1 protein-coding gene is annotated in these 1,086 nt (G+C 61.8%); it reads right to left on the reverse strand.

Annotation, left to right across the window (positions count from 1 at the left end):
- Positions 1–863: IS110 family transposase (locus tag AB4Y44_RS42365; RefSeq protein WP_368702811.1), on the reverse strand; the 863-nt coding region annotated here is incomplete at its 3' end.
- Positions 864–1,086: the final 223 nt, after the last annotated feature.

Raw genomic sequence — 1,086 nt, forward strand, 5'->3', positions numbered from 1 at the left:
GTCCTGACGCCGACTCCCGGCATGCTGGTCAGGACCGGCCAAAGAGGGTGAGCAAGCACCAGCCGCTCAACTTCGGCGGCGATTTCGTCGCGCTGTTTGCGTAAGGCGGCAAGTTGCTGAGCCAAGCGCGGCATGACGATGGTGGCGGCCTGCGTCCCGGGCACGATCACGGCCTGTTCACCCAGCGCCTGAACGACTTCGGCGGCCAATCCCTTGCCCATGCGTGGCGCGAGCTTGGTTAGTCGGTTGGCAAGCGTCTTCTCGCTGGTTGCTGCAAGCGCCGCTGGAGACGGGTAGCGCTCGAGTAGATCAAGCACGGCTGGATGGTCGAGGCGCGGTCCGAGAACGCGCTCAAGTGCGGGATGGATCTGGGTGAGCAGGCCGCGAATGCGGTTGCTGGTTTGGGTAATTTGAGCGGCGAGATCGTCGTCAAATCCGCACAGCATGGTCAGCTCGGCGAGCGGTTCATCAGCCAACCGAAGCGAGCGCAGTGTATGCGGCATCGAACGGGCAGCCTCGGCGATAATTGCGGCGTCGCGGGCGTCGGTCTTGGCTTCACCTGCATGCAGGTCGGCAATGCGGCGCATTGCCAATCCGGGCAGATAGGCAACCAGAACGCCTTCATCTCGGGCGACAGCCACCGGCAATGCGCCAATGGTGGCGGGTTGGTCGACGACGAAGAGAAGGCGGCCATGTACCTTGAGTTCGGCGATCAGGGCACGCAGCTTGGTCTCGTCGTTGGGCAGCGCCTTGTTGTACAGCCGCTTGCCATTTCGACCCAGTGCTACTGCGTGATGCTGGCCTTTACCGACGTCGACACCGATGAAGACATCGACGGCGTCATGTTGTTGGAATTCTTGCATCGAAGTTTGTGCAGATTGAACGAGTTGGCCTGCAACAACGGTGGCAAGTCTCGGCATCCACGTTACGGACGGCCTTGGAATATCCCAGCCGAGCCCCTATTAGCGATCACCAGCCACCCACCAGACCCGGTGACAACACCCCCCGGATCATGACTGCGACTGGGGGCGAGAATCATGCCGGGCCTGGCTGGCCAAAGCCTCGATTATCGAGGCGGGAAGATAG

Origin of the sequence: Paraburkholderia sp. BR10937 (genome assembly GCF_040965695.1) — a bacterium.
GTDB lineage: Bacteria > Pseudomonadota > Gammaproteobacteria > Burkholderiales > Burkholderiaceae > Paraburkholderia.